Annotated in this window: 17 protein-coding genes; 14 read left to right on the plus strand and 3 right to left on the minus strand. The window is 70.6% G+C overall.

Going from position 1 to position 22,210, the window contains the following annotated elements; translation table 11 throughout:
* The first annotated feature begins 314 nt into the window (after window positions 1-314).
* From QF037_RS45100 to QF037_RS45115, 4 genes are all read left to right on the plus strand, one after another.
* Complete coding sequence (locus QF037_RS45100) at window positions 315-1,505, plus strand: carboxylate-amine ligase (protein WP_307035667.1); 1,191 nt, start codon at window positions 315-317, stop codon at window positions 1,503-1,505.
* A gap of 60 nt (window positions 1,506-1,565) precedes the next feature.
* Window positions 1,566-2,690, plus strand: coding sequence for a thiamine pyrophosphate-dependent enzyme (locus QF037_RS45105; RefSeq protein ID WP_307035669.1), 1,125 nt, complete (start codon window positions 1,566-1,568; stop codon window positions 2,688-2,690).
* A 291-nt stretch (window positions 2,691-2,981) separates the two neighbouring features.
* Complete coding sequence (locus tag QF037_RS45110) at window positions 2,982-3,662, plus strand: 2-oxoacid:acceptor oxidoreductase family protein (RefSeq protein ID WP_307035671.1); 681 nt, start codon at window positions 2,982-2,984, stop codon at window positions 3,660-3,662.
* A 9-nt stretch (window positions 3,663-3,671) separates the two neighbouring features.
* The gene (locus tag QF037_RS45115) at window positions 3,672-4,442 is read left to right on the plus strand and encodes a DUF6537 domain-containing protein (RefSeq protein WP_307035673.1); all 771 of its coding nucleotides are present in this window, start codon (window positions 3,672-3,674) and stop codon (window positions 4,440-4,442) included.
* Window positions 4,443-4,553: 111 nt separating this feature from the next.
* On the opposite strand, the gene QF037_RS45120 is transcribed toward QF037_RS45115, so the two are convergent.
* Entirely contained in the window at window positions 4,554-6,209 is a 1,656-nt protein-coding gene (locus tag QF037_RS45120; protein WP_373463898.1) for a PucR family transcriptional regulator, read from the minus strand.
* A gap of 225 nt (window positions 6,210-6,434) precedes the next feature.
* On the opposite strand from QF037_RS45120, the gene QF037_RS45125 reads away from it, so the two are divergent.
* The 3 genes from QF037_RS45125 to QF037_RS45135 are packed head-to-tail and all read left to right on the plus strand — an operon-like array spanning window position 6,435 to window position 12,003.
* The gene (locus QF037_RS45125) at window positions 6,435-7,703 is read left to right on the plus strand and encodes an aspartate aminotransferase family protein (RefSeq protein ID WP_307035674.1); all 1,269 of its coding nucleotides are present in this window, start codon (window positions 6,435-6,437) and stop codon (window positions 7,701-7,703) included.
* On the plus strand, window positions 7,700-10,567 hold the full coding sequence (locus QF037_RS45130; protein WP_307035677.1) for an FAD-binding and (Fe-S)-binding domain-containing protein: 2,868 nt from the start codon (window positions 7,700-7,702) through the stop codon (window positions 10,565-10,567). The genes QF037_RS45125 and QF037_RS45130 overlap by 4 nt, the downstream gene beginning before the upstream one ends.
* On the plus strand, window positions 10,564-12,003 hold the full coding sequence (locus QF037_RS45135) for an NAD-dependent succinate-semialdehyde dehydrogenase (protein WP_307035679.1): 1,440 nt from the start codon (window positions 10,564-10,566) through the stop codon (window positions 12,001-12,003). Before QF037_RS45130 ends, QF037_RS45135 begins: the two co-directional genes overlap by 4 nt.
* 379 nt (window positions 12,004-12,382) lie before the next feature.
* On the opposite strand, the gene QF037_RS45140 is transcribed toward QF037_RS45135, so the two are convergent.
* Together QF037_RS45140 and QF037_RS45145 are read right to left on the minus strand one after the other, a co-directional pair.
* On the minus strand, window positions 12,383-13,126 hold the full coding sequence (locus QF037_RS45140; protein WP_307037710.1) for an IclR family transcriptional regulator: 744 nt from the start codon (window positions 13,124-13,126) through the stop codon (window positions 12,383-12,385).
* A 362-nt stretch (window positions 13,127-13,488) separates the two neighbouring features.
* Window positions 13,489-14,235: an IclR family transcriptional regulator gene (locus QF037_RS45145; RefSeq protein WP_307037712.1), complete on the minus strand. Its 747-nt coding sequence runs from the start codon at window positions 14,233-14,235 to the stop codon at window positions 13,489-13,491.
* A gap of 276 nt (window positions 14,236-14,511) precedes the next feature.
* Between QF037_RS45145 and solA the strand changes: the two genes are divergently transcribed.
* The 7 genes from solA to QF037_RS45180 all read left to right on the plus strand — a co-directional run bounded on the left by solA (window position 14,512) and on the right by QF037_RS45180 (window position 22,173).
* Window positions 14,512-15,648 carry an N-methyl-L-tryptophan oxidase gene (gene solA, locus QF037_RS45150; protein ID WP_307035681.1) on the plus strand — a complete coding sequence of 379 codons (1,137 nt, stop codon included), beginning with the start codon at window positions 14,512-14,514 and terminating at the stop codon, window positions 15,646-15,648.
* 5 nt (window positions 15,649-15,653) lie between these two features.
* A complete protein-coding gene (locus QF037_RS45155) occupies window positions 15,654-16,640 on the plus strand; it encodes a succinylglutamate desuccinylase/aspartoacylase family protein (protein ID WP_307035683.1) in 987 nt (328 codons plus the stop codon).
* Between the two features lie 108 nt (window positions 16,641-16,748).
* A complete protein-coding gene (locus tag QF037_RS45160; protein WP_307035685.1) occupies window positions 16,749-17,852 on the plus strand; it encodes an ABC transporter substrate-binding protein in 1,104 nt (367 codons plus the stop codon).
* The gene (locus tag QF037_RS45165; protein WP_307035687.1) at window positions 17,845-18,984 is read left to right on the plus strand and encodes an ABC transporter ATP-binding protein; all 1,140 of its coding nucleotides are present in this window, start codon (window positions 17,845-17,847) and stop codon (window positions 18,982-18,984) included. The genes QF037_RS45160 and QF037_RS45165 overlap by 8 nt, the downstream gene beginning before the upstream one ends.
* 2 nt (window positions 18,985-18,986) lie before the next feature.
* Window positions 18,987-19,919: an ABC transporter permease gene (locus QF037_RS45170; RefSeq protein WP_307035689.1), complete on the plus strand. Its 933-nt coding sequence runs from the start codon at window positions 18,987-18,989 to the stop codon at window positions 19,917-19,919.
* The gene (locus QF037_RS45175; protein ID WP_307035691.1) at window positions 19,916-20,785 is read left to right on the plus strand and encodes an ABC transporter permease; all 870 of its coding nucleotides are present in this window, start codon (window positions 19,916-19,918) and stop codon (window positions 20,783-20,785) included. The genes QF037_RS45170 and QF037_RS45175 overlap by 4 nt, the downstream gene beginning before the upstream one ends.
* On the plus strand, window positions 20,782-22,173 hold the full coding sequence (locus QF037_RS45180; protein WP_307035693.1) for an aminotransferase class III-fold pyridoxal phosphate-dependent enzyme: 1,392 nt from the start codon (window positions 20,782-20,784) through the stop codon (window positions 22,171-22,173). The genes QF037_RS45175 and QF037_RS45180 overlap by 4 nt, the downstream gene beginning before the upstream one ends.
* Window positions 22,174-22,210 lie beyond the last annotated feature (37 nt).

Here is a 22,210-nt window from a genome sequence, read left to right on the forward strand (position 1 = left end):
CCAGCCCTCCCGACGTACCCCCGCCTCGGCACTGTGGTGACGTCCTGCTGAGGCCGCCGGTCGGTCCGAGGGGCGCGGGCGCGGGGTTGCCGGGATTCACTCCCTTCGCGGGCCGAAGGCGGCCGTCCAGCGCTCCATGAGGACGACAGCTCGCCGCTCATCTGTGAAGCATCTGTGCCAGATGGGCGCTGAAGGGTGCTTAGTCATCGCCGCTCTGGGCACTTGGGGATCGTCATCACAGCCGCCGCGTCCGCCCCTAGAGGGCACGTTTTTGCGGACACGTGCGGAGTTCGGGTCGGACCGCTAGGAGTGACGTGAACGTACACATCGGAGTGGAGGAGGAGTTCCATCTCTTGGAGGTGGAGCGCGGGCTGCTCGTGCCTCGCGCCGAGCAGGTACTGCGACGGCTTCCTGGACGAGGCTTCACCGCGGAACTGCACCAGTCCACCGTGGAGTCGAACAGCGGGGTGCATGCCTCGCTGGACAGCCTGTACGCCGACCTCTCTCACACCAGACACCGGCTCGACGCGGCCGCCTCCTCGCTGGGACTGGCCGTGGTGGCCGCGGGGACGGCGCCACTGGCACCCGCCGCCACCGGGCCCCCCACCGCCGACGCACGCTACCGCCGGATGGTCGAGGAGTACCGCCGGGTGGCCGACGAGCAGCTCATCTGCAGCGCGCAGGTCCACGTGGACGTACCCGACCGCGACACGGCGGTGGGCGTCATGTGCGCGATCTCGCCGTGGCTGCCGGTGCTGCTGGCGCTGTCCGCGAGTTCGCCCTTCTGGCAGGGGGCCGACACCGGCTATGCCAGCTGGCGCACGCTGGTGTGGCAGCGCTGGCCAAGTGCGGGTCCGGTGGGTTGCTACACCGACGCGGCCGAGTACGACGCCGCCGTCGACGAGCTCGTCCAGGCCGGGATCATCAGCGATCCGGGGATGATCTACTACGACGTACGGCCCTCCGCCCATCTGCCCACGCTGGAACTGCGCATCTGCGACGCCTGTCCACGCGTGGAGACCGTTGTCCTCATCGCTGGGCTGTTCCGTGCCCTGGTGACCGACGCCCGCGACCGTCTGGCGGCCGGCCCGGTGGCGTGCGACGGCCACCACGAGTGGCTGCGCGGCGCTGCCTGGCGAGCCGCGCGATCCGGGCTGGAGGGGGCTTTGGTGGACCCCGAGACCCGTCGGGAGGCATCTGCCGCACGAGTCGTGCGCAAGCTTCTCGCTCGTCTGCGTCCCGCCCTCGAAGCCCACGGCGACTGGCAGACCGTCGACGCACTGACCAGGCGGGCCCTGTCCGAAGGCAGCGCCGCTCGGCGCATCCGTCGCGTGGCCCAGGAAGAGGACCTGCTGGCCTGTGTCGATGTGCTGATCGCCGAAACCCGCGGCGAACGCAGGGACCGCCGGACATCACCCCCCGGCCGCAGGAAGACCCGGCCCTCCACCACGGGCCCCACGGTCGCCTCCACCGCCTCCGGGGCGCCGGAGGCCATCGCCCGCTGATCCGCGCCGCCAGGCGCAGCCTTCCCCGACGTCACCCCGTCCGGGTCGCGATCCGCAGCGATGCTGGACGTCGGCCTCCACGCGCCGTATCTGTCCCGTTTCACCGGCCTGTGGTCGGGACTGAAGATCGTGACCGCCGTGGCCGACGGCTCGTGCACCGCGACCCTTCACCCCGAGCGTGTCCTGCCCACGTACGGTGACCTGCCCGAGAGTACCTTCCACCCCGACGCCAAGCTGGTCGGCGGGATCGTCGCCCGGTCGTCCGAGGACCGTATCGGCATCGTGGCCGCCGGCAAGACGTACCTCGACGTCCGTGAGGCGCTGGACGCATTGGGGCTCGACGACGCCGAGCTGACCCGGTACGGCATCCGCCTGCTGAAGATCGGCATGATCTGGCCGATCGACCCCCAGGTGATCAGAGAGTTCAGCGAGGGACTCGACGAGGTGATCGTCGTCGAGGAGAAACGCCCCTTCCGGGAGAACGCGATCAAGGAGATCCTGTACGGCGTCCCGCGGGCACCGCTCGTGATCGGCAAGACCGACGCCGACGGGCGGGAGCTGGTCAGCCCGGTAGGGGAGCTCGACGCCGATCAGGTCGCCGGCGTCCTCGGCCGACGTCTGGGCGAGGTGCACGGAATCGCGTCGGCGCGGGCTTGGAGGCACCGGCCGGTCATCAACCGGACCGCACTGCCCCTCCTCACCCGGACGCCGTACTTCTGCTCCGGCTGCCCGCACAACTCCTCCACCAAGGTTCCCGAAGACACGCTCGTCGGCGCGGGCATCGGCTGCCACGGCATGGTGCTGATCATGGACGAGAAGCAGGCCGGTGACGTCACAGGCCTGACCCAGATGGGCGGCGAAGGTGCGCAGTGGCTGGGCATGGCGCCCTTCCTGGCCGAGAACCACTTCATCCAGAACCTCGGCGACGGCACGTTCACCCACTCCGGGAGCCTGGCGATCCGGGCCGCGGTTGCCTCCGGGGAGAACATCACCTTCAAGCTGCTCTACAACTCCACCGTTGCGATGACCGGTGGGCAGGATCCGGCTGGAGCCCTGGCCCTGGGCCAGGTGGCACGGCTGGTGCTCGCCGAGGGCGCGTCCAAGGTGGTCATCACGACCGAGGACGAGGACCGCGTGCCGCGCCGGCGCCTGTCCGCGGGGGATGGCGGTCCACGAACGAGGTGACATCGTCTCCCGTCAGCGGGACCTCGCGATGGCGCCCGGCGTGGCGGTGCTCGTGCACGACCAGGAGTGCGCCGCCGAGAAGCGCCGCAAGCGCAAGCGCGGCCTCGTCCCGACACCGTCCACGCGGGTCGTGATCAACGAGCGGGTCTGTGAAGGCTGCGGTAACTGCGGCGAGAAGTCCAACTGCATGTCCGTGCACCCGGTCGAGACCGAGTTCGCCGCAAGACCCGCATCCACCAGTCGTCGTGCAACCTCGACTACTCCTGCCCCGCGGGGGACTGCCCCTCGTTCGTGACGGTGACGCCGGGCACGGTCAAGACCGAGCGGAAGGCCCTCGCGGCCCTGGAGCTGGACGCGATCCCCACGGCCGCCGTCCAGGTCGACCCCGACGACTTCACGATGCGCGTCACCGGGATTGGCGGGACCGGGGTGGTCACCGTCGCGCAGATCATCGCCACCGCCGCTTTCCTCGACGGCCACGCGGTCCGCAGCCTCGACCAGACCGGCCTGGCCCAGAAGGGCGGTGCCGTGGTGTCCGACCTCAAGTTCACCGCCATGCCCTCAGAAGCCTCTTCCAAGCTCCGCGCCAGTTCCTGCGACCTGTACCTGATCTGCGACACGCTCGTCGGGACCGACCCGGTCAACCTCAAGGCGGCGTCGGCCGACAAGACGGTGGCGGTGCTGTCGACCGCTCAGACCCCCACCGGGCACATGGTCGCCGACACCTCGATCCACTTCGCCGAGCAGAACGCCATCCGCAGCGCCGTCGACCGCACGGTGGCCCGCACCGTGTCCCTCGACGCCGACCGCCTGGCCCAGGAACTCTTCGGAAGCGCGCAGTACGCCAACATGATCCTGGTCGGCGCGGCGTTCCAGCTCGGCCGGCTCCCCGTCACCGCGAAGGCACTCGAGCACGCCATTACCCTCAACGGCGCCTCGGCGGCCACCAACATCCAGGCATTCCGCCGATGACGCCAGGCCGTGGCGGACCCGGAAACCCTCCAAGCCGTTCTCGCGCAGGACGACGCACCGCCCGCCGTCATGCCAACCCCCTCCGGCGACGTGGGGCAGCTGGTGGCCATGGTGCCGGCGACGGACAGCTCACGGCTCGCCGATCTCGTCGCCTACCAGGACCTGGCGTACGGGCGGGAGTACGTCACCTTTGTGGAGAAGGTGCGCACCGCCGAAGAGGCCACCGTCCCGGGGTCCACCGACCTGGCCGAGGCGGTGGCGACCTACCTGTACAAGCTGATGGCCTACAAGGACGAATACGAGGTCGCCCGGCTCATCCTCGACGAGACGTTCGACGCCTCCGTCCGGCACGAGTTCGGCCCCGACGCGGCGTATCAGGTCAAACTGCACCCACCGTTGCTGCGCGCGATGGGGCTCGAGCGGAAAATCTCGTTCGGCGCGAAGGCCCGTCCGATGTTCCGCCTGCTGTACGCCGCGCGGCGCCTCCGCGGCTCTCGGCTGGACGTCTTCGGTTATCACCCGGTGCGCCGTATGGAGCGCGAACTCATCGTGCAGTACCGGCGAGAGGTCGAGGAACTGCTGCCCCGGCTCAGCCCTCTCACCCTCGGGTCCGCCGCCGAAATCGCCTCGCTCCCCGACATGGTCAGGGGCTACGAGCAGATCAAGGTCCAGAACGTGCACCGCTATCGCGAGGAACTCACCCGACTGCGCGACGAGTTCGGGGAGAGCCACCGACTCGACACGCTCGACAGGACGGCGAGCCGGCCGCCGGACCGGTGAAACCAAGGGCCTGCTGTCTCCGGTTTCTGGCGAAGGCATGGCTCGCCCTTCTCCGGGCCCAGCCGGCGCAGTCGGTTCCTGCTCGGCACCAGTTCCCTACGATGCCCTCTGTCAGCGGACCCGCAGGACGTCCAGGGCTGTGAGGGCCACATGCAAGGCGGTGCGCTGTTCGCCGGATTCGAGGTCGCAGTCGAGCAGGCGCTCGATGGTGCGCAGGCGTTGGTAGAACGTCTCGCGGGACAGCCCGCCGCGGCGGGCAGCGCTGGTCTTGTTGCCGGCGGCGTCGAGGTAGTGGCGGAGGGTCGTCATCAGGTCGGTGCCGTGGCGGGTGTCGTGATCCAGGAGACCGCCGAGTCGTTGTTCGGCGTATTCCTGGACCCGGGTGTCCTCACGGAGCGCGTACAGCAGGCGGCGCAGGTCGACATCGGACAGCTCGTGGAAGGAACGGCCCGGGGGGAGGGGCTGGTCGGGCGGGGTCGCCTCGGCCACGCGGATCGCCTGGCGGAACGAACGGGGGGCGTCGTTGAGGCCGTCGACCTCGGCGCCGACGCTCACGACAGCCTGGGACGAAAGGCCGAGCACGGTGTGGCTCAGCCGTTCGACCGCGGGCTGCCAGGGGTGTGAAGGACTCAGGGCGAGCAGTACTCCCACACGGCCGGGGGCCAGTTCGCCGACGAGTGCCGCAATTCCCGTCGTGTGCAGGTCCTCAGCCAGGCGGGTCTCGGGATTCACTGTGGTATCCCTCGCGGGGAGGTCCACCACGACCGTCACGAAGCGGCTGTTCTCGGTGGGGAGGCCCAATGCGGTCAGGCGGGCGTGGGCGTCTTGGGGGGAGCGGTGGCGTTGCTCGACGAGGTCGCGCAGGGCGTTGCGGTGCGCGGTGCGCTCCCAGGGCGTGGGGTGGATGAGGCGGGCGACGGTCAGGGCCATCGCCGTTCTCTCCAGGACGGTGATGTGCTCCGGTCCGAAGGCCGGTTCGGTGGTGGGAGCGGGCAGCATGGCCACGCGGCCCCAGCGTTCGCCTTGGTACTCGACCGGTGCGGTGAGCCAGCTCTCCGGGCCCTGTTGGCTTGTGCGGTCTCCGGGCGGGGTCGCTCTGGAGCGTTGCTCCCAGTCGGTGAGCGTTTCCTCCAGGGTGGTGCCGGAGGGTTCGCAGATCAGTGCTTGATGGACCAGGTTTTCCAGGACGACCGTACGACCGCTCATCTCCGCTGCCGCGCGCATGACGTCCTCCGGTCCGGCGCCGCGCAGCGTCAGCGTGGTGAACGCCTCGTGGACGCGCTGGGTGCGGCGCATCGCCTCGGCCTGATTGCCAAGGATGAGCGCGTGGACGACCTGGGTGACCTCGAGGAAGTTGACGTCCTTGGCGAGAGTGATCAGCGGGAGGCCGCGGGCCTGGCAGGCGTGGACGAGGGCGTCGGGCGGGCGGTGGTAGCGCCGTACGAGTTCGATGACCAGGGCCGCGGCGCCGACGCCGGCGAGTTCGTCGACGTACCTGCGAACTCCCGTCACGTCGTCGGGCAGCGGCATGCCGGTGGTCAGGACGAGCTCGCCGCCCTTGAGGAAGGAGGCGGGGTCGGTCAGTTCGGTGATGTGGACCCAGCGGACCGGCCTGTCGAGGTGGGATACGCCGGTGACGACCTGGGGCTGGCCGGCGGCCAGGACGGGCAGAGCCAGGACGTCGGCGATATTGAGGGCGCGGCCGGGAGAACTGCTGTCCTGGTCAGCCGTGTCCGGCGGTCGCGCCGTCGAGGGGTTGTCGTTCACGGTGTCTCCCTGGGGGCCCAGTCACTGTGACAAGCCTTGCTGACCTGCGCAAGAGGTGCTCCGCCGCGGGTGAACGGGGCAGTAAGCGCCGCGGTCCGGCCCCGTGCTTGACAGAACGTCCGAACGCCGTCCCCCCGCTGGACAGATCGCGCGTTGGCTCCCGGCGGGGCGGCGGAGATGCTCGGGGGACCGCTGCAGTCCGACGACCCACGCCGGGAGACGAACATGACCGCACTGTCGCCGCACCTTCGCCAGGCCACTCCCGTGGTGGCGGCCCGGGGCGAGGGCGTCCATCTGTACGGCGAGGACGGCCGCCGTTACCTCGACTTCACCGCCGGGATCGGGGTCACCAGCACCGGGCACTGCCACCCCAAGGTCGTGGCGGCCGCCCAGGAGCAGGTGGCCACGCTCGTGCACGGCCAGTACACGACCGTCATGCACCAGCCGCTGCAGCGGCTGGTCGACAAGCTCGGCGAGGTGCTGCCGGCCGGTCTGGACAGCCTGTTCTTCACCAACTCCGGCAGCGAGGCCGTAGAGGCCGCACTGCGGCTGGCCCGCCAGGCCACCGGCCTGCCCAACGTCATCGTCTGCCACGGCGGCTTCCACGGCCGGACCGTCGCCGCCGCCTCCATGACCACCTCTGGCACCCGCTTCCGCTCCGGTTTCTCCCCGCTGATGAGCGGCGTGGTCGTCACCCCGTTCCCCTCGGCCTACCGCTACGGCTGGGACGAGGAGACCGCGACCCGCTTCGCCCTGCAGGAGCTCGACTACACGCTCCAGACGATCTCCTCGCCCGCCGACACGGCCGCGATCATCGTCGAGCCGGTCCTCGGCGAGGGCGGTTACGTGCCCGCGACCCGGGCCTTCCTCCAGGGCCTGCGGGAGCGCGCGGACCGCCACGGCTTCCTCCTGATCCTGGACGAGGTGCAGACCGGCGTGGGCCGTACCGGCCGCTTCTGGGGACACGAGCACTTCGGTGTCACCCCGGACATCCTCGTCACCGCGAAGGGTCTGGCCAGCGGCTTCCCGCTGTCGGGCATCGCTGCCTCGGAGGAGCTGATGGCCAAGGCGTGGCCGGGCTCGCAGGGCGGTACGTACGGCGCCAACGCCGTCGCCTGCGCCGCGGCCTGCGCCACCCTCGACGTCGTACGCGACGAGAAGCTGGTCGAGAACGCCGACGCCATGGGCGCCAGGCTGCGCCACGGCCTGGAGGCGGTCGCCGACCGGACGCCGGGCATCGGTGATGTGCGGGGGCTGGGGCTGATGCTGGCCACCGAGTTCGTCACCGAGGACGGCAGCCCCGACCCCGAGACCGCCGCCCGCGTGCAGCGCGCCGCCGTGGACGAGGGCCTGCTCCTGCTGCTGTGCGGCGCCTGGAACCAGGTGGTGCGGATGATCCCGGCGCTCGTCATCGACGAGGCGGCGGTGGACGAGGGACTCCAGGCATGGGCGACCGCCGTGGAGGCCGGTACCTCAGGAGCGTCGGCACGATGAGCGACAGCGTGGCGCGGCTGGCCGCCCGGCTCGCCGAGACGGCTCCGGGCCTGCGGGTGGAATCCGGCCTGGGCACCCTCGGTCAGTACGCCTACGACGCCTCCAACTACCGCGTCCCCCCGCAGGCTGTGGCCTTCCCCCGCTCCACGGACGATGTGGTCGCGGTGCTGCGGGCCTGCAAGGAGACGGGCGTCGCGGTCACCGCTCGCGGCGGTGGCACCAGCATGGCGGGCAACGCGATCGGACCGGGCGTCGTCCTGGACTTCTCCCGGTACATGAACCGGATCCTGGACATCGACCCGTCCATCGGGACCGCGCGTGTCGAGGCCGGAGTCGTCCTCGACGCGCTGCAGAGCGCGACCGCCCCGCACGGGCTCTCCTTCGGCCCCGACCCGTCCTCGCACAGCCGCTGCACCCTCGGCGGCATGATCGGCAACGACGCGTGCGGGAACCGGTCGGTGCGCCACGGGCGGACCAGCAGCCACATCGAGGCGCTGGAGATCGTGACGGCCGGCGGTGTGCGAGCCGTCGCCGACCGCGTGGGATTGCACCCGGTGGACCCCGCGGACGCGGAGCGCGTCGCCCGCCTCGAAGCGGACGTACGCCGCCTGATCGGCGACAACCTGGCGCCGATCCGGACCGAGCTGGGCCGCATTCCGCGCCAGGTCTCCGGCTATCAGCTGCACCACCTGCTGCCCGAGCGTGGCTTCGACCTGGCCCGCGCCCTGGTGGGCACCGAGGGCTCCTGTGCGGTCGTCACCGCCGCGACGGTCCGCCTGGTGGCGACCGCACAGGCTTCGGCACTGCTCACTCTCGGCTACGACGACGTCGTCGACGCGGCCGAGGACGTCCCCGCGATCCTGCGCTGGAATCCCACCGCTGTGGAGGGCATGGACGAGGCGATCGTCGCCACCATGCGCGCCCGGCGGGGCCCCGGCTCCGTCACCGGACTGCCCGAGGGGCGGGCCTGGCTGTACGTCGAGCTGGACGGCGACGACGAGGCCACGGTGAACGCCCGTGCGGCCGAGCTCCTCGACGTGCTCAAGGCGCAGGGCCGGATGACCGGCGGACGGGTCGTGGAGAGCGCGGCCGAACGTCGCTCTTTGTGGCGGGTCCGCGAGGACGGGGCCGGTCTGGCCGCCCGCCTCGTCGACGGCGGGGAGTCCTGGCCCGGCTGGGAGGACTCGGCGGTCGCACCCGAGGACCTGGCCGGCTACCTGCGGGACTTCCGCAAGCTGCTCGCCGACCACGGGCTCACCGGCGTGATGTACGGGCACTTCGGCGCGGGATGCGTCCACGTACGCATCGACTTCGACCTCGCCACGGACACTGGCCGGGCCGCCGCCCGTCGCTTCCTGCACGAGGCCGCCGCCCTGGTCGTCGCGCACGGCGGAACGCTGTCCGGCGAGCACGGCGACGGGCGGGCGCGCGGTGAGCTGCTGGAAGTCATGTACAGCCACCGGATGATCGGGGCGTTCGCCGACTTCAAGAAGGTCTTCGACCCCGAGGGCCTGCTGAATCCAGGCGTCATCGTGGCTCCGGCCCCGCTCGACGCCGATCTCGCGCTGCACCAGATTCAACCCTTGGCAACGGAGTTCACCTTCCCGCACGACGAGGACGGCTTCGCGGGCGCGGCCCGCCGTTGCGTCGGCGTCGGTCGATGTCGCAGTGATGCGGGCGGTGTGATGTGTCCGAGCTACCGGGCCACCGGGGAGGAGAACGACTCCACCCGGGGCAGGGCCCGCCTTCTCCAGGAGATGGTGCGCGGGGAGACCGTCCAGGACGGCTGGCGTTCGACGGAGGTCCGCGACGCCCTCGATCTGTGCCTGTCCTGCAAGGCGTGCTCCAGCGACTGCCCCGTAGGCGTCGACATGGCCACCTACAAGGCGGAGTTCCTCCACCAGCACTACAAGGGGAGACTCCGGCCCCGCTCCCACTACTCGCTGGGCTGGCTGCCCCTGACCTCCGCCCTCGCCGGATACGCCGCCCGCCCGCTCAACGCGCTGCTCCGCGGATCGCTCGGCCGACTCCTCGCCCGCCTCGGAGGCGTGACCACGCAGCGCAGGATCCCCGCCTTCGCCTCACGGCACGCCCTGCGCAGGGTCCTGCGCGCTGCGAAGACCGGCGATCCAGCCAAAGCCCTGCTCTTCGTCGACAGCTTCACCCGCGCCTTCCGCCCCGAGGTGGCCGGAGCCGCGAGCCGTGCCCTCGCCGACGCCGGAATCCCCTGCACGGCGGAGGACGGCCTGTGTTGCGGTCTCACCTGGGTCAGCACCGGCCAGCTGTCCGTGGCCCGCAGGATCATGGCCCGTACCGTCGCCCACCTCGACAACGGCGACGAGCGGCCCATCATCGTGGCCGAGCCCAGCTGCGCCGCCGCGCTCAAGCGCGACGTGCCCGAACTGCTGGGCACTGATGCCGCCCGCCGGGTCGCGGACCGCGTCCACACCTTCACGGGTGCCCTGACCGACCTGGCCGCGCCTGGCTGGACGCCGCCGGAACTGCCGGAGAACGTCGCCCTGCAGACCCACTGCCACGAGTACGCCACCTTCAAGGGCAGCCGCCCGGCCGACCTGCTGCGCCGACTGGGCGTGGGCAAGGTCGACGAAGCCGAGGGCTGCTGCGGACTCGCCGGCAACTTCGGCTTCGAGGAGCAGCACTACGACACCTCGATGGCCGTCGCCGACCTGGCCCTGAAGCCACGCCTCGACGGCATCGACCAGGACACGCCGACCGTGGTCGTAGCCGACGGGTTCAGCTGCGCCACCCAGATCGACCACCTCGCCGGAGACCGGGGCATCCGCGCTCTGCACCTCGCGGAACTGCTCGACCCCGCCGCAGATCAACCAGGAGAGACGTCATGACCGACACACCTACGCAGTTGTTCATCGGCGGTGCCTGGGTGGACGCCGCGGACGGCGCCACCATGCCCGTCGACGACCCGGCGACCGGCGAGATCATCGCCCACGTCGCCGACGCCGGCGTCAAGGACTCCCGGCTGGCGGAGGACGCGGCCGTTCAGGCGCAGGAGGAGTGGGCCCGTACGGCCCCACGGGTGCGCAGTGAGATCCTGCGGCGCGCCTACGAGATCATCCTCGACCGCACCGACGAGCTCGCCCACCTGATGACGGCCGAGATGGGCAAGCCGCTGGCCGAGGCCAGGGGAGAGGTGGCGTACGCGGCCGAGTTCTTCCGCTGGTTCTCCGAGGAGGCCGTACGCATCGACGGCGGCGGCGGACTCCTGCCCGACGGTCGCAACCGCATGCTGCTCTCCCGTCGCCCGGTCGGCCCCTGCCTCCTGATCACCCCGTGGAACTTCCCGCTGGCCATGGGCACCCGCAAGATCGGCCCCGCCATCGCGGCGGGCTGCACGATGATCCTCAAGCCGGCCCCGCAGACCCCGCTCTCCAGCCTGGCCCTCGCCGCGATCCTCAAGGAGGCCGGGCTGCCGGACGGCGTGCTGAACGTCGTCACCACCTCCCGTGCGGGGGAGGTGTGCGAACCGCTCCTGCGCGGCGGGCGGATTCGCAAACTCTCCTTCACCGGCTCCACCAACGTCGGACGCCTGCTGCTCGCCCAGAGCGCGGACGCGGTCGTGCGGACCTCGATGGAACTGGGCGGGAACGCGCCGTTCATCGTCTTCGAGGACGCCGACCTGGACAAGGCGGTCGACGGCGCGATGGCCGCCAAGATGCGCAACATGGGCGAGGCCTGCACCGCCGCCAACCGCTTCTTCGTCCACAGCTCCTTGGGGGAGGAGTTCGGACGGCGCCTGGCCGAGCGGATGGGCGCGCTGGTCGTGGGCCCCGGCACCCGGGACGGCGTCGACGTCGGCCCGCTGATCGACCGGACCGGCCGGGCCAAGGTGGAGGACCTGGTCGTAGACGCGGTGGAGCGGGGTGCCCGGGTGCTCGTCGGCGGCCGTACGCCCGAAGGGCCGGGCAGCTTCTACCCGCCGACCGTACTCACGGACGTCGCCCCGGACAGCCGCCTGATGGACACGGAGATCTTCGGCCCGGTCGCGGCGATCCTCACCTTCGACGACGAGGACGAGGTCGTGCGCCGGGCCAACGACACCCCCTGGGGCCTCGTCGGCTACGTCTTCACCGAGGGCCTCGACCGTGCCCTGCGCGTCAGCGAACGCCTCGAAGTGGGCATGGTCGGCCTCAACACCGGTCTCGTCTCCAACCCGGCCGCCCCCTTCGGCGGTGTGAAGCAGTCCGGGCTCGGCCGTGAAGGCGGCCGGGTGGGGATTGATGAGTTCCTGGAGTACCAGTACCTCGCGGTGCCCGTGCGATGACGGTGGTCATGCCCTGACTACCCCGCGTCGCGCACCGCGACGGGCTGCCCCGTGCCCGGTTTCCACGCCACCGGGCACGGGGCGGCGGCTTTTCCTCCACCAGGCGATCGGCGCAGGTCTCTCACTGTGCGCAGGCAGGCTGCGCATGCGTCACGTGGCGCATAGGCGGATTGCTGGTCCGGTGGGCCGCCGCATGGCCTGGGCGGCGGACGCGGCTGACGAGTAGGCCACGGCGTGCGGCCCTCTGCTCCGCCTGAGGGGCGGTTACTGGAGGGCTCGCCCCATGCGCCCAGGGCGCCCTACGCCGCGAGGAGGTCGACGCTACCCGGCACGGCTCCGCTCCCTGGGCCGAGAGCGCCCCGCGGGTCGGCAGCCGCCCTCAGCCCAGGTGGCGGGAGGTGATCTCCGCCGCGGTGTCGGTCACCAGCCGCCCCAGCTCGGCGAGTCGGCCGGGGTCGAAGCGTGAGTCGGGCATGGAGACGGCCACGCTGGCCAGCGGCGTGCCGTCCTCGTCCAGGACGGCTGCCGCGATGGCGCAGACACCCGGGCGGTACTGGTTGTGGTTGACGGCGTATCCGCGGTCCCTGACGCGGCGGAGCTCGGCACGCAGCTCCGCCGGGTCAGTGATGGTCTCCTGGCCGTAACCCTCGAGTGCGCCCGCCGTGAGCTCGTCGACCTCGGACTTCGGCAGATGGGCGAGGACTGCGTGTCCGGTGGCTGTGGCGTGCAGGGGGGAGATGTCGCCGATGGCGTGGAAGGTCCGTACGGCGTGGTCGCAGTCGACGCGGTCCACCACGACGATGCCGTGCAGGGCGTCGGGCACCGTCAGGTGGATGGTCTCGTTGACCTTGTCCCGCAGCTGCACCATGGGCTCGCGGGCGGCGGCGAACAGGCTGGACCCCTGTAGGGCAGCGGGGCGTACGGCCAGCACCCGGGCGCCGACCTCCCAGCGCGTGGTGTCCCTGCGATTCGCCCGCAGCCAGCCTGCCTCGTCGAGCGTCACCAGGGTGCGCTGCACGGTCGACTTGGGCAGCCCGAAGATCTTCGTCAGCTCTCCCACGGTCACCGGCTGGTGCTGCGCCACGGCCTCCAGGATGCGCAGCGACCTGGTCAGGCTCTTCAATTCCATCCCGGCCCCTCAGTTCTGCGGATTCGTCGCGCTGTCGTCTTGACTCGCTTCCGGAGCCACAGGCATGATCATGCCGTATTTTAGCATGGCGTTCCACTATGCGGCACGCGTCTTGATGTCTCCGGTGGTCGGACCGGAGTCAGGACTGTCCTGTTCCAGTGCTCCGTGGCGTCTGGTGCTGGTCGCGCCCTGAACACGCCATACCGCGCCGCCACGTGATGTGGCCGCCCTGTGTCCGGTACTCTCCCCGGCCGGGCACGGGGCCGGTGCTGCCGTGAAGCGAACCAAGGGTGGGCTCCCCCTTGGGGGGCCCACCCTTGGTGATGCGGGGCCGAAGTCGGGCCGCCGCGACACGCTCAGGCGCCCAAGCGGCGCCCCGTGATCTCCGCGGCCGTGTCGGAGACCAGGCGGCCCCACTCGGGCAGCTCCTCGGCGTCGTACCGCGAATCGGGCATGGAGATGGCCACGGTGGCCAGCGGGGTGCCGTCCTCGTCGAGGATGGGCGCGGCAATGGCGCAGACGCCGGGCCGGTACTGGTTGCGGTTGACCGCGTAGCCGTCGGTGCGGATCCGCCGCAGCTCGGCGCGCAGGTCTTCGGGATCGGCGGGTGTCGTCTCGCTGTAGCGCTCCAGGCCCTGCGTGATGAGCTCCTCGATGTCCTGCCTCGGCAGGTGGGCGAGGACGGCGCGCCCGGTGGCGGTGGCGTGCAGGGGTGAGGTGTCGCCGATGGCATGGAAGGTTCGTACGGGGTGGTCGCAGTCGACGCGGTCCACCACGACCATGCACTGGAGTGCGTCCGGCACCGACAGGTGGATGGTCTCGTTGACCTTGTCCCGCAGTTGCACCATGGGGTCGCGGGCGGCGGCGAACAGGCTGGACCCCTGGAGGGCGGCGGGGCGTACGGCCAGCACCCGGGCGCCGACCTCCCAGCGCGTGGTGTCCTTCCGGCTGGCCCGTAGCCAGCCGGCCTCCGCCAGTGTGACCAGGGTGCGCTGCACGGTCGACTTCGGCAGGCCGAAGATCTTCGTCAGCTCTCCCACGGTCACTGGCTGATGCTGGGCGACCGCCTCCAGGATGCGCAGCGATCTGGTGACGCTCTTCATTTCCATCCGGTTTCCCCCCGTTAATCCTCGGAATTCTTTGCGGACACCTCTTGACTCCCCTCTCTAACCGCTGTCATTCTCGTGCCAGATTCTAGCACAGCATTCCACAATGTGGCACGGCTTCGGATCCCGCGAAGGTGAGCCGGAGCTACGAGATACGGACGATTGCGAGCTGTGGCCCCGCCGAAGGGCCCGGCCCCGTCCAAACCGCCTCGAACCGAACAGCCTCACGCCGGGGGCCCAGCATGTGCCGCGGCGATACGAAAGGAAAGCCCTGTGTCAGCTGCCAGGAAGCGCGTCGCCGTCGTCGGCGTCGGAACGATGGGCAGCCAGGCCGCCTGGCGCCTGGCCGCCCGTGGAGCCGAGGTGGTCGGCTACGACCGCTTCGCCCCGGGCCACGACCGCAGCGCGGCCGGCGGCGAGACCCGGATCTTCCGCAGCGCCCACTTCGAGGACTCCCGGTACGTGCCGCTGCTCCAGCACGCCGACGCCCTCTGGGAGCAGCTTCAGCAGGAGACCGGCCGTGAGCTGCGCCGCCTGACCGGCTGCCTGCTCATGGGGTCGACCGATCACCACCAGATGGCCACGGTCCTCCAGTCGATCGCCGAGCACGGCCTCGACCACGAGGTCCTCGACGCCGAGCTGCTCGCCAAGCGCTTCCCGCAGTTCCGGATCGAGGACGGCGACGCGGCCGTGCTCGACCGCCGCGCCGGCTTCATCCGCCCCGAGCTGACGATCCAGACCGCCGCCCGCCGCGCCGAGGAGCTCGGCGCCCGCATCCACCGCTACACCACGGTCCGCGAGATCGTCCCCGTCGCAGGCGGCGTCGAGATCCGCACCGACGCCGGCAGCGAGCGCTTCGACACCGCCGTCGTCACCGTGGGCCCCTGGGTCAACGACCTGCTCCCCGAACTGCCCTGGGAGGTGGACATCCGCCGCCTCATCAGCGCCTGGTACGTGCCCACCACCGACGCCTGGTTCGGCGAGGAGCGCCCCGCCTTCATCCGCACGGCGCCCACCCATTGCTACGGCCTGCCCTCCCCGGACGGCGTCTCCGTCAAGCTCGGTCTCTCCCGCGCCCTGCACCGCCCGGCCGGTGACCCGAACCGGCTCGACCGAGAGGTGGCCCCGGAGGAGCTGGAGATCTTTACGGAACTGATCGGGCGTCACATGCCGGACCTGAACCCCGATCCGACCCGGCTCTCCGTCTACATGGAGGGCTACACCGAGAGCAGCCGACCCCTCGTCGGGCCGCTGCCTGGAGCGGAGAACGTCGTCCTGCTCGCCGGATTCTCCGGCCACGGCTTCAAGCTCTCGCCCGCCTTCGGCGACATCGCCGCCGACCTCGCGCTGGACGGCGAGTCACTCCAGCCCATCGACTTCATCTCCACCCTCGACCGAGCGGAGGCGTGACGACCATGACCGCCACCCTGTCCGTCGGCGTCCTGCACGCCGAGCCCGGGACCAAGACCCGCGGCACCGTCCCCGCCGACCTCGGCACCCTCACCGTGGACATCCCGCTGACCCTGGTCAACGGCGCCCACCCCGGCCCTCGCGTTCTGATCACCGCGGGCGTGCACGGCGGCGAGTTCACGGGGGTCGACGCGGCCACCCGATTGGCCGCTCTGCTGGAGCCCGGCGAGGTGCACGGTCAGGTGATCGTCTGCCCGGTCGCCAACCCCCCGGCCGTCTACCAGGGTCGCCTCGGCGTCTCCCCGCTCGACGGCGTGAACATCAACCGCGTCTTCCCCGGCGACCCCGACGGCAGCCCCACCGAACGTCTCGCGGCGTGGCTGTTCACCCACCTCGTGGGCGGCGCCGACGCCTACGTCGATCTGCACTCCGGCGGCATCGACGAAGTCCTGACGGATTTCGTCGGCTACCGCCTCACCGGTGACCCCGAACTGGACGCGAAGACAGCGGACATGGCCGGCGCGCTCGGCATCGAGGACGTCATCTTCGGAATGAACGCCGACGGCGGAAACAGTCACGCGGCCGCCGCCCGCCAGGGCGTCCCGTCGATCCTCGTGGAGACCGGACAGCTCGGCGAACGCGACGCGGACACCGCCCGTCGTCTCGTCGAGGGCCTGTACGGAGTACTCGGCCGGCTCGGCGTCCTGGACACCAAGCCCCAGGACGACACGGCCATTCGCGCATGGGTCTGGGCTGCCGGCGTCACCGCCGAGGCCACCGGCCTCTGGTACCCGGAGTTCACAGTCGGAGACGACGTGACGGAGGGCCAGGTCATCGGCCACGTCATCGACCCGGCCGACGGCCAGGAGCACAAGGTCCACACCCCGGCCACCGGCCGGATCTTCTACGGCATGCGAGGCCTGACCGTCGCCCCCGGCGCCGAACTCGCCGCCATCGCCGCCCCGGCTCCCCAGGACCCCGGCGGCCACTGACCCCACCACCCCCAGCAAGTCCCCTCCCCGCACCACCAGAACGAGATCCCACCAGCACGCACCCCCACGTTCCCCTTCCTCATGTACCGCACCACCAGGAGGCACCCGGTGAGAGATGTCCGGATAGACCGCAGAGGGTTTCTGCGCGGAGTCGGCGGCGTGGCCGCAGGCATCGCCGCCGCCACATCGCTCAGCGCCTGCGGCACCGGCACCAGCCGGTCCGCCGGCAGCGGCGGCAAGAGCTCCAAGACCCTCGTGGTCCGCAACAGCGGCGGCTCGTACGGCGACGCCAACCAGCAGGCGATCTACGAGCCGTTCACCAAGGAGACCGGCATCCAGGTCAAGGTGGTGAACATCGAGTACGCCCAGATGCTCGCCCAGATCAAGCAGGGCCGCCCCCAGTTCGACGTCATCGACGACTCCATGGCCGACTTCGTGCTCTTCAAGCAGCAGGACGCCACCCAGGACCTCGACTACGACCGGCTGAAGAACTTCAAGAACGCGGGCATCGCCAAGACCCTGGTGACGTCCAACGCGGTCGGCAAGAACTACTGGGCCAGCGTGATGGCGTACCGCACGGACGCGTTCGACGGAAGGAAGCCGGCCTCGTGGGCCGACTTCTGGGACACCAAGACCTTCTCCGGCAACCGCGCCCTGCAGGCCCTGGACGCCGACCTGCCCGAGCTGGAGTTCGCCCTCCTCGCCGACGGCGTGGCGCTGGACAAGCTCTACCCCCTCGACGTGGACCGCGCCTTCAAGGTCCTCAGCGAGATCAAGCCCCACGTCCGCAAGTTCTGGGACACCGGCGCTCTGCCCGGCGTGCTGCTGGGCCGCAAGGAGGTCGACGCCTCCAGCGTGTGGCACGGCCGCCTGGACGCCCTGATCAAGGGCGGCGCCCCGCTCGCCTACCAGTGGAACGGCGCCCGTCGGCAGAGCAACGCCCTCGGCATCCCCAAGGGCGCCGCCAACCTCGACGCCGCCTACCAGCTCATCGACTTCGCCCTGCGGCCCGAGGTACAGGCGGCCTACGCCGAGATCTACCCGATGGCCCCGTTGGTGCCGGCCGCCTACAAGAAGCTCAAGCCCGCCACCGCCGCGAACCTGGGCAGCTCGCCCGAGCACCTGGAGTCCGGCTTCGACCTGGACGTCGAGTGGTGGATCAAGAACCAGGACGCCGTGTCCAAGCGCTGGCAGGAGTGGACGCATGCCTGAGACGGATGTCATGACCGGGCTTTCCCTCGCTTCCCCAGCGAGCCTGACCGGTAGCGGAAAACCCCTGTCGGTGACCCGGCTGCGCAAGACGTACGGCGGCGTCACCGCCGTCGACGAGGTCTCCATGGAGATCGCGGCGGGTGAGTTCGTCACCTTCCTGGGGTCCTCCGGCTCCGGCAAGACCACCACCCTGATGATGATCGCCGGGTTCTGCGAGCCCGACTCCGGCAGCATCGTCGTCGGCGGCCGGGACGTGACCCGCCTCGCCCCCCAGAAGCGCGGCCTGGGCTTCGTCTTCCAGCAGTACCTGCTCTTCCCGCACATGACGGTCTGGGAGAACGTCGCCTTCCCGCTGCAACTGCGGGGTGTGTCCAAGGCGGAACAGCGCCGCCGGGTCGGCGAGACGCTGGAGATGGCGGGACTGTCCGCCATGGCCCGCCGCCGCCCCCGCGAGTTGTCAGGCGGCCAGCAGCAGCGCGTCGCGCTCTGCCGGGCCCTGGTCTACCGCCCGCCGGTCATCCTCATGGACGAGCCGCTCGGCGCCCTGGACAAGAAGCTGCGCGACCAGCTGCAGACCGAGATCAAGCGCATCCAGCAGGAACTCGGCCTGACGGTCATCTACGTGACGCACGACCAGGAGGAGGCCCTCGTCCTCTCCGACCGGATCGCGGTGATGCGGGACGGCCGCATCGACCAGTTCGACACCCCGCAGGAGCTCTTCGAGCGCCCGCGCACCCCTTTCGTCGCCGACTTCCTCGGCGCCGCCAACTTCCTGCCGGGCCACGTGGAGCAGCAGACGTCCGGCCACACCCTGGTACGTCTCGACACCGGCGGTGTACTGAAGACCCGCCCGCAGGCGGGGGCCGAAGGAGCTCGGGTCCGTGCCGCGGTCCAGCCCGGCCGGCTGGCCCTGTGTCCGCCCGACGACGGATTCTGTAGCGGGACGGTCGAGACCGTCACCTACGTCGGCACGCTCGTACGCGTCACCGTCCGTCCTTTCGGCGGGGCGGCCACTGAACTCGTACGGCTGGAACTGCCCGCCGGCCGAGCCCCCGACCTCGGCGAGCGCATCGGCCTCACCGCGGATCCCGCGAACGTCAGCGTCTTCCCGGACGCGGAACACGGGGGATGACGATGGCCGGAACCGCACTGGCACCCACCCCGGCGCCCGCCGCACCCACACAGGCCCCGGGCAAGCGCGGCCTGGGCCGCGCGCTGTCCGAACGGCGCACCCGCTTCGGACTGCTGAACGCCACCCCCGTCGTCGTCTACCTGCTGATCCTCTTCGTCTATCCGATCTTCAGCACTCTGATGCTGAGCCTGAAGGGCGAGGAGGGCGGCTTCACCCTCCACTGGTACACCGACGCCTTCCAGGGCGCGAACCTGGAGATCCTGCTCACGACCCTGCGGATCTCCGCCGAGACCTCCCTGCTCGCGCTGGTCGTCGGGTTCGTCCTGGCCTCGGCCATCTCGCGGCTCAAGCCGCTGTGGGCCGGCCTGGCAATGCTCGTGGTGGTCGTCCCGCACTTCATCAGCGCGCTGGTGCGCACCTACGGCTGGATCATCCTGCTCGGTGACAACGGTGTGGTGAACAACGCCCTGACGGACATGCACGTGCCCGGCGCGCCCGTCCAGTTGCTCTACAACGAGATCGGCGTCGTCATCGGCACCACCGCCGTGATGCTGCCGTACACCGTCCTGCTGCTGTACGCCGTCATGCGCGGCATAGACCGGCGGCTGCTTGCCGCGGCGGCCAGCATGGGCGCCGGACGGATCACCATCTTCCGCCGGGTCTACGTCCCCCTGGTCGCCCCCGGCCTGGTCAACGCGGGCGTGCTGTCCTTCATCCTCTGCCTCGGCTACTACCTCACCCCCGCCCTCATGGGCGGCGAGAAGCAGACCATGGTCGCCTCGCTCATCGACGAGCAGGTCATGAAGCAGAACCAGTGGAACGGCGCCTCGGCGCTCGGCATCATCCTGCTCCTCCTCACCTTCGCCGGACTGCTGCTGCTCAGGCTGCTGAAGTCGGCGGGCGAGGCCCTTCGGAATCGGGGTACGGCGTCATGATCGAGCTCCGTTCCACGCTGGCCGGACGCGTCACCCTGGCCGTCCTGTCCACGCTGATCCTGCTGTTCCTGGCCCTGCCGATCGTCGTCATCGTCGTCACCTCCTTCGGCAAGGACGCCTTCGGCTCCTTCCCGCCGGAGGCGTGGACCCTCGGCTGGTACAAGCAGCTGTTCGCCGACGGCAGCAAGTGGCCCGCCGCGCTGTCGCTCAGCGCCCTGGTGGCGGCCATGACCACGGTCTTCTCGCTGATCCTGGGGATGACGGCGGCCACCGCCCTGGTCCGCAGCGAACTGCCGCTGCGGTCGGCGGTCTACGGCCTGGTCCTCGCCCCGCTGGTGATCCCCCAGGTCGTCATCGCCCTCGGTCTGTTCCTGCTCTTCGAGCCGGCCGCGATGCTAGGCAGCCCGATCGCCATCGCTCTCGGCCACACCGTGCTGGCCTCACCGATCGCCGTCATGATCCTCATGGCCACGCTGAAGGGCATCGACGAACGGCTGGAGGACGCGGCCGCCAGCATGGGCGCGAGCCGGCTGACCGTCTGGCGGCGGGTCACCCTCCCGCTGGCCATGCCCGGCATGGTCGCCGCCGGCATCTTCTCCTTCATCACCAGCTTCGACGAGTTCTTCATCTCGCAGTTCCTGTCCTCCGTGGACACCGTGACCCTGCCCGTGCAGGTGTTCAACGTCCTCCAGTACAACGTCGACCCGTCGGTGACCGCCGTCAGCGCGATCCTCATCGCCGTCGCCGTCGTGGCCCTCGCCCTGGTCGGCGTGGCCCGCAAGCTCAGCGGCTCCGGCAAGCAGGACGGCCTGCTGCCCACAGAACCCGGACTGGGCCTGTCCGCCGGAAGTGAGACCGCATCATGACCACCAGCACCCGCACACCCGCCGGGGAACTGTCCGCCACCGCGGCCAGACACCTCCTGCTCAACATGACCCCCAACGGCTCCCTCGGCCAGGACGGCGAGAACCTCTTCGTCGTCCAGCGCGGCGAGGGCCCGTACGTCGACGACGCCGCCGGCAAGCGCTACATCGACGGTCTCTCCGGCCTGTACTGCTGCCAGCTCGGCTACTCCTACGCCCCCGAGTTCGCCGAGGCGGCGGACAAGCAGCTGCGCGAGCTGTGCTTCAGCCCGCTGTGGTCCTCCTCCGCGCACCCCACCGCCATCGACCTCGCCGAACGGCTCTCGCGGATCGCGCCCGTCGACGTCGAGCACACCTTCTTCTCCGGCGGCGGGGCGGAAGCGGTGGAGACGGCCTGGAAGATCGCCCGCCGCTACCACGCCCTGCGCGGGGAACCGGGCCGGGTGAAGGCGATCTCCCGCCGCGGCGCCTACCACGGGCTGACCATCGGGGCTCTCTCCCTGACCGACGACCCCGGGCTGCGCGAACCCTACGGGCCGGGCGCGATCGAGACCCGGTTCGTGTCCAACACCAACCGGTTCGGCCTCGCCCCCGAGTACGTCGACGACGACGTGTACACCTCCCGTCTGCTCGCCGAGCTGGAGTCCGCGATCCTGGCCGAGGGCCCGGAGAGCATCGCGATGCTGATCGCCGAGCCGGTGCAGAACCGCGGCGGCTGCATCACCCCGCCCCGTGGCTACTGGCCGGGCCTCAGGGCGCTCGCCGACCGGTACGGCTTCCTCCTGGTCGCCGACGAGGTGATCACCGCCTTCGGACGGCTGGGGGAGTGGTTCGGCGGCGACCGCTACGGCGCTCGCCCCGACATCGTCACCGTCGCCAAGGGCATCACCGCCGGATACGCCCCTATGGGAGCAACTCTGGTGAGCAACGGCGTCGTCGAGGTCATCAATCAGCCGGGCGCGGTCCTCAACCACGGCTACACCTTCGCCGGGCACCCGCTGAGCGCGGCCATCGCCCTGCGCAGCCTGGAGATCATGGAGCGGGACCGGATCCTGGAGAACGTCCGCGGTCTGCAGGACCATCTCGCGACGCGTATGGCTTCCCTCGGAGACCTGAGCATCGTCGGTGACGTCCGGGGAGCCGGTTTCTTCTACGCCTGCGAACTCGTCGGCGACCTCGACGGCGGCGGCTTCAGCGACAAGGCCCGCGCCGATCTGATCGTCGACCTCATTCCGCGTCGGCTGCGCGAGGCCGGTCTCCTGGCCCGCGTCTACAACCGCTCCGCCCCGCTGGTGCAGATCGCGCCCCCGCTGATCAGCGACCGGCATCTTCTCGACCGTATCGCGGACATTCTCGCGGAGTCCCTCGCCGAGGCGTCAGCCCGCCTGTGACATCCGCACCCGCCCCGCATTCGAAAGGAAACACCCT

This window comes from Streptomyces canus (assembly GCF_030815415.1).
GTDB classification, from domain to species: domain Bacteria; phylum Actinomycetota; class Actinomycetes; order Streptomycetales; family Streptomycetaceae; genus Streptomyces; species Streptomyces canus_F.